Origin of the sequence: Lacihabitans soyangensis (assembly GCF_024343775.1) — a bacterium.
Classification (GTDB): Bacteria; Bacteroidota; Bacteroidia; order Cytophagales; family Spirosomataceae; genus Leadbetterella; species Leadbetterella soyangensis.
On sequence record NZ_RJUF01000176.1, the window covers coordinates 1 to 14652 of the forward strand.

Genomic DNA, 14652 nt, shown 5'->3' on the forward strand with positions numbered 1-14652 from the left:
TGGCTCTATGCTGAATAGAGTGGGTACTTGAATTTGAGTTTAGCAGCAATGAAGTAAATCATACTGATAAAATTGTTTTTATTTCTGTATCCACGAGCCCTAGCTTTAGCCAATTGGATTTTACTATTAATACCTTCTAAAATTCCGTTTGAAATATGGTATTTAGAATAGTTTGTAATTCCTTTCCAATGTTTGATTACGGTGTCTGCAAATTTCTCAAATTGAGGTATCATTGCCTCTTTTACCATATCACACCAATAGGCTAAAAACCCTTGAGCTTCTTGAGGCGATTTAATAGACCAAAAGTCGTCAAATAGTATTTTTAAACGATAAGCCGCACCTAATCTGGGTAATGCCTCTAGTGACATATCTCTCTGTGTTTTTTGAGAAGCCGTCATGTTTTTGTCATTTTTGAGAAACAAATACTTTTGCCCTTTTAGCATTAGGTGATTCTTTAGTTCTTGTTTTCTTAAGTCGTCCATACTTTTATTCAAGAGTGCTTTGACATGATACCTATCAAATACTATTTGAGCATTTGAAAATTCTGACTCCACACCACTGATAAAAGAGGGTGATAAGTCTATACAAACTTGCTTGATATTCTGTCTCTGGGTACCTTTAGTTTCCAGATAATCAGCTATTTTCGTAATGGTGTCTGCTCCCTTGCCCTCAGTTGCATGTACTACCCTTGAAGTTTTCATATCCACCGCAACGGTTATATAATCATGCCCCTTTTTAGAACTTGTCTCGTCTATTCCCAATGTTGAAATATCACTATGATCTGCACCACAATAAGCAATTCCAAGCCAATAATTAAAGATATTCCAGATGCGATTGGGGTAAACTCCAATCACTTTGCCTACCTTGTTGACTGGCATTTCTTGCTCTATTAACAACATACTAAATGCCTCAAACAGAAGTGTAAAACCACTACCTTCCCGTGCCCACGGTACTGAGACTTGTTCAACCTTATTCTCAACAGTTTTTACACGTGGTATTTTACAATGTAGGTAACACTTATGCTCAAAAAAATTCTGGTGCCGCCACTTCCTATCTACTCTATCATGTACAGTACTCTTGCCAGTCTTATCAATAAAAAATCCAACTTTGTAGTCAATCGTTAAATGAAGCTCTTTTTGATAATCCCCATCCAAAAACTCTACTTTTGAAACATACCACGGCTCATTTAAACCTAAAGCCAATTGAAATATTTGTTCACTATTCATTGAACAAATATCAGAAACAAATTTTATCTTACCCACTTAATTCAACATAGCACCCTAATATTTAAAGAATTTAGAAAATACATTTTCCCAATATCCTCTGGTAAATTTTTTAATGGATTATCATTTAACTTTAAATCTTTCAATAATTTCAAATGAACAAATATCCCTTCTTGAATATTGGAAATTTTGTTATGACTTAAATTTAATGATTTTAAAAGAAATAAATCTTTAAAGGAATTAGGTATTTCATCAATCAAATTATCTGATAAAAAAAGATGTTTTAAATCCCTTATTGTAAAAACAACCTGAGGGATTTTTGTAAAATTATTATTCCTTAAATCAAGAATTTCTAAATTTTGAAGATTGACAAACTCCTCTGGAAGGTTTTTCAACCTATTTCCATTTAAACTTAAATTTTTTAAATTTGTAAGATTACATACCTCCATAGGCAGTTCTGTCATTGATTTGTTCTCTAAAACCAAATCAAAAGTTTCAGTTTGTTTTACCTTTTCTATTAATTCCCTAATAGTAGCCATTCTAATAGATTTAACTTTAAAAAATCAAATAGCAATATACCAATAAAAATTTAATAAAAAATCATCCAAACATAACACCCCCACCTCAAAGAGGCAAGGGTGTAAACTATAAACCCTAAAATACCTATAAACTTATCACAATTTTAAAACCGCAGTCGCTTCTAACGTACTCACCACTCGGAACTATATGGTCTTACGCAATAGTAATCTCCGGCAGATTCTCAAATTTATAATGATTGTCTGCGTCAACGTCTAACACAATAATGGCTTCTTTATTGATTGTGCCTCCGAGAATCATTTTTGAAAGTTCGTTCATGATGTTTCTTTGAATTACTCTTTTGAGTGGCCTGGCTCCAAAAACTGGGTCATAACCTTCTTCTCCGAGCTTGTCCAAAGCGGCTTCAGTGGCTTCTAAATCAATGCCTTGCTCTTTCAAACGAGCCTTGATTGTATCAAACTGTATGGCTACAATTTTGCGTATTTCTGTTTTTCCAAGTGGATCAAACAACACAATCTCGTCGATACGGTTCAAAAACTCAGGTCTTACAGAGGCTTTTAGCAATTCCATCACTTGATCTTTCGCTTCGTCCTTGAAGTATTTCTCCCAAGCACCTGGTGCACCTTTGAGTGCTTCCATGTATTTTTCCTGGATGAAATGTGAGCCAATGTTAGAAGTCATGATGATGATGGTATTCTTGAAGTTGGCCACACGACCTTTATTGTCAGTCAGTCGGCCATCATCCAATACTTGCAATAGTACGTTCCATACGTCTGGATGTGCTTTTTCAATCTCGTCTAGCAATATCACACTGTAAGGTTTGCGTCTTACGGCTTCGGTGAGTTGTCCGCCTTCGTCATAGCCTACATATCCTGGAGGAGCTCCTACCAAACGGCTCACAGTGTGTTTCTCCTGATATTCACTCATGTCTATACGCACCATGGCGTTGTCGTCATTGAAGAGGTAATTGGCCAAAGTTTTCGCCAACTCAGTTTTACCCACCCCGGTACTTCCCAAAAACAGGAAGCTACCAATCGGTTTTTTAGGATCTTGCATACCCGCACGTGAACGCCTCACCGCATCTGAAACCAACTCAATAGCTTCTTTTTGGCCTGCCACACGTTTTTCAAGCTCATCCTCGAGGTGCAACAACTTCTCACGGTCGCTTTGTAGCATTTTAGAAACTGGTATTCCGGTCCATTTGGCCACTACCATGGCTATGTCCTCAGCCGTAACTTCTTCGTTAATAAGGTTATCTTTGTCTAAATTCTTAGCTGAAAGTTCCACCAAACGATTCTCGGCCTCTGGCAATTGCCCATATCGAATCTGTGCAACCTTGCCATAATCACCTGAACGTTCGGCTTGGTCGGCATCAAATTTTAGTTGTTCTATTTTTTCTTTAAGCGTTCTTACCTCATTTACTTTGCCTTTTTCAGAGTCCCATTTGGCTTTCAGGCTGTTAAATGTTTCATTGAGTTCGGCTATTTCTTTGCTGAGATTATTCTCTTTTTCTTTGTCATTTTCACGTCTAATGGCCTCACGCTCAATCTCCAGCTGCATAATACGTCTGCGGAGTTCGTCCATATTTTCGGGCATAGAGTCCATTTCTAGACGGAGTTTAGCTGCTGACTCATCCATTAAGTCGATGGCTTTATCCGGCAAAAACCTATCAGAAATATATCTACTCGAAAGCTCCACGGCCGCTATAACGGCATCGTCCTGAATTCTTACTCCATGGTGCACCTCATATTTTTCTTTGATACCTCTCAAAATCGAAATGGCATCTGCAATATCAGGTTCATCCACTACAACAGCTTGAAAACGTCTTTCTAGAGCCTTATCTTTCTCTATATATTTTTGATATTCTTTCAAAGTAGTAGCACCTATAGCATGCAATTCTCCTCTAGCCAAGGCTGGTTTTAGCAAATTGGCAGCATCCATGGCTCCCTCTCCTCCACTTCCTGCACCTATCAGTGTATGAATCTCATCAATGAAAAGTATTATTTCTCCTTCAGAGTCAGTTACTTCTTTGATTACGGCTTTTAGACGCTCCTCAAACTCGCCCTTGTATTTGGCACCTGCTACAAGCAAGCCCATGTCGAGCGAAATCACGATTTTTGATTTCAAATTCTCAGGGACATCGCCTTGTACGATACGTTGGGCAAGACCTTCCACAATAGCAGTTTTACCCACCCCAGGCTCACCAATCAACATCGGGTTGTTTTTGGTACGCCTCGACAAAATCTGTAAAACCCTCCTAATCTCCTCATCTCGCCCTATCACTGGGTCAATTTTGCCTTGCTCCGCCAAATCGTTCAGATTTTTGCTGTAACGAGCAAGGGCTTGGTACTTGTTTTCTGCGTTTTGATCTTTCACTGGATTATTTTTTCCTCTAAGTTCTGTAATAGCTTTTATAATATCTGTCTCTTTAACTCCCTCAGCTTTTAGCAAATTAGCAACTGAATCGCTTCCACCCAATATGCCCAAAAACAAAAGTTCTACACTCACAAACTCATCTCCAAACTCCTTCAGGTACGACTGAGCCTTGGTCATGGCTTTGTTAAGGTCGTTTCCAAGAAATGGCTGATTACCACCTGAAACTCTTGGATAAGCCTCCACTATGGGATCCAATTTCCTCAAAAAACCTTCTGGACTTATTCCATATTTCTTCAACAAAAAAGATGAAGTATTCGGTTCTTCTTCCAAAATGGCCTTAAGCAAATGGCCCGTTTCCACTGCTTGCTGAGAAAAACCTTGAGCTATTTGAGCAGCCTGCTGAATTAGCTCTTGCGACTTGATGGTGTATTGATTGAAATTCATTTTTTTAAGTTTTTAGCAAATGACATCACACAATTAGCTTTTTCATAAAATGTTACATCTATCCATCGTCAAATTTTGTGCGAGATGTTTATTTCGGAAATAATGACTTAAAAAGTATTTTTGTGAGAGAAAATAAATGCCAGAATGGCTGATTTCCAATAATTAAGAAATAAAAGGTGTGCTATTTTGTCTGAATTTGGTCTGCGTTTTTTCCGACTCAGAGTTTCGCGGAGTTTATTTTTTCAGCACATTGCGTTTTTTGAGTTTCACGGAGTCTTTCACTTCGCTCATTAGAGTGTTCAAGCGATTTACAAAATTTAAACTATGCTATCTATGTGCCTATGTGTTTTAATCCAGACAATAGAAAATAATCAAAACAAGAATCCTGCAGGTTTAATTTTGGTCCTATTAAAACTCTCTTGACAAGGAAAACACTGGGTGGTTTTAATCCATCCAAGACTGTACGGTTCCACAATTACTGGCTTAGGCGTGGAGCGGTTTCGCTCGACATTTATCTGATGTTCAAAAACATCTGACACATAAAATATCCCCAAAACCTCCTCTGTAGGGTCATTGACGTTTTTCATGTTTCCTCTTATGGACTTAGGAGTAGCATCAAAAAGTCCACCACTGTTTTTGGATTGTTCCTTTATGGCATTCCAAAATTTGTAGGCGGCCTCCGTCAAAGAGTATTGATTGATAACCATGTAATAAGGTGTATTATTGTCAAATGGCACAGTGGCCACATGCTGACGAATGATACTGTTTCCATTAATGAGTCGGTCGTTGGCCAGTTGAAAGGCATCGTCAAACTTCACTTTCTCATAGCATGGCTCGCAGCATTTATCCACATAAGACTCGGTAACGGCTCCACCCTGGCCAAAAATATACCATTCTCGGCAGTAATTGATTTGTTTGACATGATAGGTATCCCATTTGTAAAAGTCTTTGGAGGCTGGTGAATCTTTTGTGTCTATGGAAACCAAAAACTCCCCAACAACTTTTGAAGGACGTCCCAGTTCTCTAAATTCAATATTTACTTTGTCAATTTTTGTTACGGGCACAGGAGACTCAAGGCTTGACTCATACTTTCTACCGTCCAATACCTCCACGGTCAGTTTATATTTTCGCCCCAATTCAGCTTTAATTTTGTTCACCGACCTGTAGTTATAGCCTTCTCTGGTTTTAATCTGATTGTTGGGTTCTATTTCATCATAAAATTCAAAAACTTTACCTTGATCGTCGGTAATTTTCACTTTCGCTCTGTTCACCAAATTCTTAAAATTATTTCCTTCAGAATTATAAGGAGCATCATAGGTGAGGTAAACATACTGATAATCAAGCTTTGTAGTAAACTGTGCTTCCACCACTAGCCTAAGTTTATCACTGGTGAGTTTGGGGTCATAAATATCTACACATGCCACTAAGAGCGTAGCCAGAAATAAGAAAATGATATTTTTATTGAATATTTTCATCAGAATTTGAAATTATAAGTAACTGACGGAATGATTGTTCCCAAAACCGAAAGCTTATAAATATCCACTTTCGAATAAAACTGATTGTAAGGATTTTTGGACCTAAAAAAGACCGAATACGCGTTTTTGCGGGCCATTACGTTGTACAAGGAGACATTCCAAGAACCTCGATATCCGCTCGTGCGATATGGATGCGACTCAATATTCATGGCCAAGTCAAGTCTTAAGTAATTTGGTATTTGAGATTGATTGCGACTATTGTAATAAGGCAAAACGGCTCCACTAGTATAGAATTTTGAAGCTGGATAAGTAATAGCCCGACCAGAACTGAAGTTCAAATTACTTGAAAACGAAACTTTTCTACTCACTTGGTAAGAGCCGATGGCATTGAAACTATGAGGTCTATTAAAGATTGGTGGGAAATACTTTCCGTTGTTAATGGTCTCTTCCTCCGTTGGGCCAGCCACTTTTATTCTGGTTTGCGAATAAGTGTAGCTCAACCAACCCGTAAAAGTACCGAGATTCTTTTTCACAAAAAACTCCGCACCATAGGCGTAGCCGTCTCCTTGTAAAATAGCAGTTTCTGGAAATTTGTTCAAGAGAAGCGTTTCCCCGTCTTTATATTCTACGACATCGTATAATTTTTTATAAAAAACCTCCACCGAAGCCTCGGAAGACTTCTCTTTGAAGTTTTTGAAATAGCCCATTGAAAATTGGTCGGCCATTTGGGGTTTTATGTAGGTATCACTCAATTTCCATCTGTCAGTTGGCAAAGCAGCTGTGGTTCCTGACAGCAACTGTATAAATTGCTTCATACGGTTGGCACTAAACTTCAAACTCGAAGAGGCCGAAATATTGAAATTCAATGAAAGCCTAGGTTCAAAACTTCCATAGCTTTTCACTACTTTTCCTCTATCATAGGCCACAGAATCAACAATATTTAAAAACGAAATCGGTTTTCCGGCCTCATAATTATAAACGGTAGATGCACCCAGTGCTTGGTAAGAAACATAACGTAGGCCCACTCCAAGATTCACTTTTTTAGAAATTTCGATCTTATCATTCACAAAAATTGCCGTTTCTATTCCACTTTCTGGATTAAGTCTAATCAAGTTCTTGTTGGAGGAAGGCAATGTGGGTTCCATAAGACCTGGCTGAATGTCATATCGGTTAAACTGAAAACCAAAGTCTATTTCGTTTTTGGGGTTAAGATTATACGTGGCTATACCTTTAATGCTTTTATAAACAATGTTATAGTTCAGTTTAAAAGCAGTCAAAGAATCAGAATTGATGATATCAGCGTCATAGTTAGAATAAACTCCAACCAAACGCGTAGAAAACTTCGGTCCGTAGTAATGTGACCATGAGGCTGTAGCATTGGTCGTCCGCCAGTCGTAAAGGGCGTCTCCGTTGTCATCAATGGCCGATATGGAGTCCTTAGCAAGTTTAAATTGATCTTTACCCTGAAATGCCGAGATGGAGATACGATCTTTGGTCGTTGGTCGATATTCGAGTTTGGCAGTAAGATCATAGAAATTCGCTTTGGAGCCAGCGAGTCTTTTAATCTTGATAACCTGCATCAGCTGATCGATATAAGAAATTCTACCCGCCACATACATACTCATTTTATCTTTTATGATTGGCGTTTCTATCAATAATCTACTGCTGATTGTTCCTACCCCGCCATTGATAGACAATTTGGTGGCGTTGGCGTCTTTAAGATTTACATTTAAAACCGAAGATATCCTTCCGCCAAACTGTGCTGGAATACCCCCTCTGTAAAAGTTAAAATCTCTAAAGGCGTCTGGGTTAAAGACAGAGAAAAAACCCATCAAGTGACTGGAGTTAAATATGGGAGCTTCGTCAAGAAGTATCAGGTTCTGGTCAATATTTCCACCCCTCACATTAAATCCAGAGGCTCCTTCGCCTACGCTGGTAACACCTGGGAGGGTGTAAAGACTTTTTATGATATCAATTTCGCCCAAAAGTGAGGGCAATTTTTTCAATGTTCTGCTGCTCAATGTAGTCATGCCAGTACCCAAACGCTTGACATTTTGCTCCGAACTATTGGCACTTATTCTTACCTCTTCGAGTTCGTTTACTTTTTCGTCCAATACATAATCCATGACCATGTCTCTTCTTACATCAATTTTCTGGTATTTCTTAAAATATGATTGATGCGATATTTCAAGAAGATAACTGCCCGTAGGGATGGTCATTTCATAATATCCTGCCGAATCAGTAGAGGTCCCTATACCATTTTCGGTAATGATGAGATTGACCCCAAAAAGAGGCAGTTTGGTCTGGTTATGTTTGATGGTTCCTTTGATTTTAACTCTTTTCTGAGAAAAACTCAGAAAGGGCATAAAACCCAGTAAAATCAAAATCAGCATTTTTTTCGTTGAAATCATATGTCCTCAATCAATAAATTTATTCTTTGTTGATATACTTTCTTTAAGGATTTTCATGAATTGTCGTTTCGGAATCTCAATGGCTCCAAACCGTTTCACGTTGTCATTTATAAATTGTGTGTCTAATAATTTAAAATTTCTTTGTCTCAAATTTTGAATTAAATAATGAAAAGCCACCTTGGAAGCATTGGGTTTGGTATGAAACATGGATTCGCCAAAAAAGGCTGAACCTAAAGAAACGCCGTACAAACCGCCCACCAACTCGTTGTTTTGATACACTTCCACCGAATGAGCAAAACCCAATTTATGTAAACTATGGTAAGAATCAATGATATCCTGCGAAATCCAAGTTTCATCGCCTTGAAATCTTGGTAAAGCACAATTTTTCATGACTTCTTTAAAATTCTTGTTGAAGTCCACATCAAAAACCTTCTGATTAAGTGTGGGTCTCAGCGATTTAGATGGTTTGTAGGTATCGATCGGAATTATCGCCCTGGGATCGGGCGAATACCAATAAATCTCGCCTTCGTGGCTGTCGGCCATTGGAAATATACCGTTACTGTAGCCGTAGAGCAAATCGTCAGTTGAGATTTTCGTCATAAAGGCAGATTAATCAATAAGCCAAATGCTATCCGTTTCATGGCCTTGCTCTTTCCATTCTACCAAAACCCGCTGCGAATCAAGAGTATTTACTTTTTTACCCGCAAAATTGGCCTGAATAGGTAGGTCTCGATTGTATTTTCTGTCGATCAGGCACAATAATTCAACTTTTTCGGGCCTTCCAAAGGCCTGCATGGCATCAATGGCAGCTCTCACCATCCGTCCAGTAGCCAACACATCGTCTATCAGTATGACGTTTTTGTCTTCAATGATAAAGTTAATTTGAGTAGAGTTGGGCTTCAATATATTGCCTTTCCGCTTAAAATCATCTCGGTAAAAAGTAGCGTCTAGGTAACCCAATGGAATATTAACCCCAAAATCCTCTTTCAGAAAATGGGCTATTCTTTCTGCCAAAAAAATCCCACGAGGCTGTAGTCCTATCAAAACGGTGTTTTCGAGAAGTTCGTGGTTTTCGATTATTTCCTGACAGAGACGCCTTAAAGTAATATCCAACAATGGCTGATTGAGTATGAGCCGCTTTTTTTGCATTCCAAAATTAATTATCAACAAAAATATTAGTTATTTTGTAAAAAACACATTTTTCAAAAATAATATAATGAAGTATTTGATAGTGGGATTGGGCAATATCGGGCCAGAGTACGCCTTTACGAGACACAACGCGGGCTTTATGGTTTTGGACAGACTGGCTGCCAAAGAAAACCTCACTTTTAAGGTAGATAGACTCGCCAGCGTGGCAGAATTTAAATACAAAAGTAGATCCATTACACTCATTAAACCCACCACTTATATGAACCTCAGCGGAAAAGCTTTACAGCATTGGATGTCTGTTTTGAAAATACCGATAGACAATGTCATGATATTGGTCGACGACCTCGCTCTCCCTCTCGGCAAGTTGAGAATAAAACCTAAAGGCTCTAGTGCTGGCCACAATGGACTGAAAAACATAGAGTTGGTATTGGGAAACGACATTTACCCACGTCTAAAAATCGGAATCGGCTCAGATTTTCCGAAAGGTCGGCAGGTAGATTATGTTTTGGGGAAGTTTTCTGACAACGATATGATAGATTTATTGCCGAAATTGGACAAAGCAATTGACATGATTTTAAGCTTTTGTACCGTCGGAATTGCCCCCACCATGAACTTTCTAAACGAATGATTGTACTTTTTCAAGAATTTTCGAATTTACTAGAAATACAAACTTTTCCTATGTTAATTTAATTTAAACAAAATATTATTTCGATACTTATTCCTCAAATACCTATTTAAATCTAAAACAATTTGTTTATTTACTGTTTTTAAGTATATTATTTGGTTTCATATACCATACAAAATTTGGCGGTTAAATTAAAACCCTTCAATTTTGCAGAGTAATTCACGAAAGAAAAATAGACAAAAACATGAAGAAGCAATTTAAAGCGGTTATTTTAGCACTAGTATTTGGAACAGTTTCAGGTAATGCACAAGTTAGCTATGCTAACAACATTTCGGGAGACAGATTAGCGGTAAACAGTGCAACTGAGTTCTCAACATTTGTAAAAGCAAAGGCGAGAAAAGTATCTAGAAAGAACGATGAGGATTTGAAAAAATATTTGGAAGTAGTTAATCTATACCACAATTCGTCCGTAGCGTTCTACAACTTAAGCGATGCCCAAAAGGCTGAGTTTATGGAAGCTTCGGCAACATTAAGCGATAAACTTAGTGGAATGAGCCGAAAAGAAGCGAAGGCTTGGTCACAAAAAGTACAACTGAACAAATCGGTGTTCGAATTTATTTGGTCAAGCAAAAACACTATATCTACAGAATCAGAGGTATCAGAAGTACCAGCTGTAGTAGATGCAGTAACAAGTTTATAATATTAGATTTTTTTCATAGTTTAATAGGTTAGGGTTGAATAGATACTTAGCCCGGTTTCTTTGAGACCGGGCTTAAGTTTTTTAAAAGGGGGTTTGATTTTAGATTGATTCGATTCTTGGGCTGAGCGTAGTCGAAGCCTAGGATTGATTCGATTTAAAAACCTCGCTAAAATCTTTACGAGTACTCAAATAATGAAAAAAGTTAGATTTAACACAATAATGGCATGCTTTTTTCTGACTTAAAGTAAACCGAAATAATAATGAGGTACCTATTTCTCTTTCTACTTACTTCACTATCTAGTTATTCACAAATACAATTTAATCCAAACTTTTCAAGATTAGATTTAGTAGGTATTAAAATGAATATTGAAGAGATAATTGATGTTCGAAATAAGCAAGAATTAACCTTCATTCAATCTGACTCTACTTTTAATCTAGAAACATCAGCTCCGCTAAATTTGCTAATCAAAAATTTTATCAATTATAGCCTACCACAAAACAATAAAAAGAACCAAATAACTATAAGATTAAATGAATTCCAGTTTGGTTCTCGGCAAACCGAGGGGAAAGCTATTGTTTGGCTATATTCAGATTTGGAATTCTTTCTCAAAACAACTGAAGGGTACGCAAAAGTTATGCAAACTTCAAATTGTCAGGAGATTGCAGCTTCAGATAACTTGTATTTAACCATGAACAACTTAAATTGGAAATTCTGGAACAGTACGTTGAATGACTTAGAAAAAAATCTTCGAAACCTTGACAATAAAGTGTTGACCACTTCTAAATTTATTGAGAAAGACACCCAATTAAATAATATATTTATTGACCGAATACATAAAGATGGTATATACCCCACCTACAAAAAATTCAAAGCAAATGACGCTTTAGAATGCAATTTCGAAATTTTAGAAATCTTAGGTCAAACTCATCTCAAAATAGAAAACAATCAATTGATGGATTCAATTTCCAAAATCTGGGGGGTTTGTCAAAATGGGAAACTTTATAAAGCGATTAAAAACGAAAAAGATTCAAGCTATTTCCTTTTACCGCTTACTAAATTCTTAAATACTTATGAGGTAGAAACAGTTTATGGTAACAATGAAATCGACCCAAATTCAATTTCTGGTAACACGAAAATACCCAAGATTGTTGATTGGGCATTTGTGGCATTTGACATAGTAAGTTTTGTAAAATTTAAACAATTACCAACCCCACCAACATTAACTCAGTTGGGACTCAAAAAAGCTCAAATCAATATAAATCAAAGAATGATGATCGATAAATATAGAGGAAGTCTTAAACCAATAGGGATTTATGAGAATTAACAAAAAAACAAACCTTAGTCAGCTTTTTTAAAGTATATTAAGAATCAAGCTAATTCAAGAAACTCTCTTGCTGTTATAATTTGGATTCCTTGAAAAGGATTTAAGGATAACAAATCATCATCGCCAGAAACTATTAAAATGGCATTACCATCTTTAGCTAACTCCAAAACCATGTTATCTTTTTTATCTCGGCAAACATCTAATTTACTGTAAACTTGGATAAAGGTACATTTCTCAATAAAGTTTCCCAATTCCCTATTTCTCTCAGCATTAGATTTGTATTTATCAAATTTTGGTCGTGAAAAAACCTCAATCAGTTCATTCCTTAGGTCATTAGAAATTAGAACCTCTGATGTCATTGCTTTTAATAAGGCTTTATGCGGAATAGAATCCGGCCAAACTATGGCACTAATCAATACATTTGTATCTAATACGTATCGATTATTTGCCACTTGCTACCCACCCTTTGTTTTGCAAATAATCCTCTCCAAAAGTTAGAAGCATTTCTCTATCTGTCATATTCATAACGTCCTGATAGTCATTCAAGTCAAACAAAGTTTCATTCTTTATTTCCTCTTCGAGAATTGAACTAATACGACTACGAATAATGGATTGCTTTTGTCTTGAAAGTCTTTTCAAGGTATTACTTGCAGTATCTGAAATTGGAATTCTTATCGTACTCATAGTTATAACTTCTTGATTCAAATAACAAAAAAACAGAAATCAATCTCAAATAAATCAATTCAATTGATTTATTTTCAAATTGCCTCCAAAATTCTCTCCATGGCTACTTCGTAACCGATTTTCTCTTTCAATGCTGAAATCGCAATTCTTTCTTGTTCCATGCTGTCACGGTGACGGATGGTTACGGTATTGTCTTCCATGGTTTGATAATCTACCGCAATACAATATGGAGTACCTATCAAATCCTGACGGGTGTAACGCTTACCTATGGCACCACCATCATCATAAATAGTTCTGAAACTTGACTTAAGTGAATTGGCTATTTCTTGGGCTTTTTCGGCCAAGCCATCTTTTTTAACCAATGGCAATACAGCAGCTTTGATAGGAGCCAGTGCAGGATGAAGTTTTAAATAAGTTCTTTCTTTTTCACCAGTTTCTTGGGTGAAGGCATTGCAGAAAGTAGCTAAAAATAGTCTATCGGCTCCCACAGAAGTTTCTACTACGTATGGAATATAATTCCCTATTGCCTTTCCATCTTCACCCAACTCTGGATCAAAATACTGCTGCTTTTTCTTCGACAGTTCTTGGTGGTTTTTCAGGTCAAAATCTGTCCTTGAGTGAATTCCTTCTATTTCTCTAAATCCAAACGGAAACTGATACTCAATATCTACTGCGGCGTTGGCATAATGAGCCAACTTGTCATGGTCATGATATTTCAATTTATCAGCAGGCAAACCTATGGCTTTATGGAATTTCAGACGTGTGTCTTTCCAAGTATTGTACCATTCCATTTCTGTACCTGGTTTTATAAAAAATTGCATTTCCATTTGTTCAAATTCACGCATACGGAATATAAACTGACGTGCAACTATCTCATTTCTAAAGGCTTTACCAATTTGAGCAATACCAAATGGCACTTTCATTCTACCCGATTTTTGCACATTCAAGAAGTTCACAAAAATACCTTGGGCTGTTTCTGGCCGTAAATAAATATTGCTAGAATCTTCAGCCACAGAACCAACTTGAGTTGAGAACATCAAATTAAACTGACGAACTTCTGTCCAATTCAAAGTTTTAGAAATCGGGCAAACTATTTTTTCTTCTATGATAAGTTCTCTTACTTCGTCCAATTTCTCTGCACCGAGCAAAGCCCCCATTTTGGCCAAAAGTGCTGCGGCTTTTTCAGGTTCTCCGGCAGCTTCGTATTCTTCTGCCTTTCCTTCCAAAAGCTGATCGGCTCGGTATCTTTTCTTGGAATCTTTGTTATCAATCATCGGATCGTTGAAGCCGTCTACATGACCCGAGGCCTTCCAAGTCAATGGATGCATGAAAATGGCCGCATCAATACCCACAATGTTGTCATGAAGCTGTGTCATAGCCTTCCACCAAACTTGCTTTAGGTTATTTTTTAACTCAACGCCATTCTGACCGTAGTCGTAAACGGCCTGAAGTCCATCATATATTTCGGAAGACGGAAACACAAATCCGTATTCTTTGGCGTGACTGATAATATCTTGTAAAGTAGTAGCTGGGGCAGACGCTTGGCTCATAAAAAATTTTAATAATTATAAATAAAGTGCAAATTTATAAAAATATGCTCTAATGCTCGCATAAAAACTGCAATCAAAATGCCACGATTTGAAAAATCACCAAATGAAAAGAGAAAATTATTGAAAGGGGAAGAAAAAAAATAAAATGAAAAA

The 14652-nt window shown here is 37.1% G+C and carries 13 protein-coding genes; 3 read left to right on the forward strand and 10 right to left on the reverse strand.

From position 1 onward, the window contains the following. Window positions 1-5: 5 nt before the first annotated feature. The 7 genes from EGI31_RS17330 to pyrR form a co-directional block, all read right to left on the reverse strand. Window positions 6-1226 carry an ISL3 family transposase gene (locus tag EGI31_RS17330; protein ID WP_255038416.1) on the reverse strand — a complete coding sequence of 407 codons (1221 nt, stop codon included), beginning with the start codon at window positions 1224-1226 and terminating at the stop codon, window positions 6-8. A gap of 41 nt (window positions 1227-1267) precedes the next feature. Beyond that, the gene (locus EGI31_RS17335; RefSeq protein WP_255038417.1) at window positions 1268-1762 is read right to left on the reverse strand and encodes a leucine-rich repeat domain-containing protein; all 495 of its coding nucleotides are present in this window, start codon (window positions 1760-1762) and stop codon (window positions 1268-1270) included. A gap of 193 nt (window positions 1763-1955) precedes the next feature. Continuing rightward, a complete protein-coding gene (gene clpB / locus EGI31_RS17340; RefSeq protein WP_255038418.1) occupies window positions 1956-4580 on the reverse strand; it encodes an ATP-dependent chaperone ClpB in 2625 nt (874 codons plus the stop codon). Window positions 4581-4951: 371 nt separating this feature from the next. Continuing rightward, on the reverse strand, window positions 4952-6055 hold the full coding sequence (locus tag EGI31_RS17345; protein ID WP_255038419.1) for a DUF4249 domain-containing protein: 1104 nt from the start codon (window positions 6053-6055) through the stop codon (window positions 4952-4954). After that, on the reverse strand, window positions 6055-8448 hold the full coding sequence (locus tag EGI31_RS17350; protein WP_255038420.1) for a TonB-dependent receptor: 2394 nt from the start codon (window positions 8446-8448) through the stop codon (window positions 6055-6057). Before EGI31_RS17350 ends, EGI31_RS17345 begins: the two co-directional genes overlap by 1 nt. A 24-nt stretch (window positions 8449-8472) precedes the next feature. After that, complete coding sequence (gene aat, locus EGI31_RS17355) at window positions 8473-9066, reverse strand: leucyl/phenylalanyl-tRNA--protein transferase (protein WP_255038421.1); 594 nt, start codon at window positions 9064-9066, stop codon at window positions 8473-8475. 9 nt (window positions 9067-9075) lie between these two features. Then, the gene (pyrR, locus tag EGI31_RS17360; RefSeq protein ID WP_255038422.1) at window positions 9076-9615 is read right to left on the reverse strand and encodes a bifunctional pyr operon transcriptional regulator/uracil phosphoribosyltransferase PyrR; all 540 of its coding nucleotides are present in this window, start codon (window positions 9613-9615) and stop codon (window positions 9076-9078) included. Between the two features lie 67 nt (window positions 9616-9682). On the opposite strand from pyrR, the gene pth reads away from it, so the two are divergent. From pth to EGI31_RS17375, 3 genes are all read left to right on the forward strand, one after another. Then, a complete protein-coding gene (gene pth / locus EGI31_RS17365; RefSeq protein ID WP_255038423.1) occupies window positions 9683-10243 on the forward strand; it encodes an aminoacyl-tRNA hydrolase in 561 nt (186 codons plus the stop codon). 241 nt (window positions 10244-10484) lie between these two features. Continuing rightward, window positions 10485-10940 carry a hypothetical protein gene (locus EGI31_RS17370; protein WP_255038424.1) on the forward strand — a complete coding sequence of 152 codons (456 nt, stop codon included), beginning with the start codon at window positions 10485-10487 and terminating at the stop codon, window positions 10938-10940. Window positions 10941-11200: 260 nt separating this feature from the next. Continuing rightward, window positions 11201-12265, forward strand: a complete 1065-nt coding sequence (locus EGI31_RS17375) for a hypothetical protein (protein WP_255038425.1) — start codon at window positions 11201-11203, stop codon at window positions 12263-12265. A gap of 44 nt (window positions 12266-12309) precedes the next feature. Here the strand turns inward: EGI31_RS17375 and EGI31_RS17380 are convergent, their stop codons facing one another. The 3 genes from EGI31_RS17380 to EGI31_RS17390 form a co-directional block, all read right to left on the reverse strand. Beyond that, a complete protein-coding gene (locus tag EGI31_RS17380) occupies window positions 12310-12717 on the reverse strand; it encodes a putative toxin-antitoxin system toxin component, PIN family (protein ID WP_255038426.1) in 408 nt (135 codons plus the stop codon). After that, on the reverse strand, window positions 12707-12949 hold the full coding sequence (locus EGI31_RS17385) for a hypothetical protein (protein ID WP_255038427.1): 243 nt from the start codon (window positions 12947-12949) through the stop codon (window positions 12707-12709). The genes EGI31_RS17380 and EGI31_RS17385 overlap by 11 nt, the downstream gene beginning before the upstream one ends. Window positions 12950-13023: 74 nt before the next feature. Beyond that, on the reverse strand, window positions 13024-14499 hold the full coding sequence (locus tag EGI31_RS17390; protein ID WP_255038428.1) for a glycine--tRNA ligase: 1476 nt from the start codon (window positions 14497-14499) through the stop codon (window positions 13024-13026). Between the last annotated feature and the right edge of the window lie 153 nt (window positions 14500-14652).

Coding starts and splice junctions, on each gene's coding strand:
- clpB (WP_255038418.1), bottom strand. CDS start 4,580: ATGAATTTCAATCAATACACCATCAAGTCGCAAGAGCTAATTCAGCAG.
- EGI31_RS17330 (WP_255038416.1), bottom strand. CDS start 1,226: ATGAATAGTGAACAAATATTTCAATTGGCTTTAGGTTTAAATGAGCCG.
- EGI31_RS17370 (WP_255038424.1), top strand. CDS start 10,485: ATGAAGAAGCAATTTAAAGCGGTTATTTTAGCACTAGTATTTGGAACA.
- pth (WP_255038423.1), top strand. CDS start 9,683: ATGAAGTATTTGATAGTGGGATTGGGCAATATCGGGCCAGAGTACGCC.
- EGI31_RS17350 (WP_255038420.1), bottom strand. CDS start 8,448: ATGCTGATTTTGATTTTACTGGGTTTTATGCCCTTTCTGAGTTTTTCT.
- EGI31_RS17345 (WP_255038419.1), bottom strand. CDS start 6,055: ATGAAAATATTCAATAAAAATATCATTTTCTTATTTCTGGCTACGCTC.
- aat (WP_255038421.1), bottom strand. CDS start 9,066: ATGACGAAAATCTCAACTGACGATTTGCTCTACGGCTACAGTAACGGT.
- EGI31_RS17375 (WP_255038425.1), top strand. CDS start 11,201: ATGAGGTACCTATTTCTCTTTCTACTTACTTCACTATCTAGTTATTCA.
- EGI31_RS17390 (WP_255038428.1), bottom strand. CDS start 14,499: ATGAGCCAAGCGTCTGCCCCAGCTACTACTTTACAAGATATTATCAGT.
- EGI31_RS17335 (WP_255038417.1), bottom strand. CDS start 1,762: ATGGCTACTATTAGGGAATTAATAGAAAAGGTAAAACAAACTGAAACT.
- EGI31_RS17385 (WP_255038427.1), bottom strand. CDS start 12,949: ATGAGTACGATAAGAATTCCAATTTCAGATACTGCAAGTAATACCTTG.
- pyrR (WP_255038422.1), bottom strand. CDS start 9,615: ATGCAAAAAAAGCGGCTCATACTCAATCAGCCATTGTTGGATATTACT.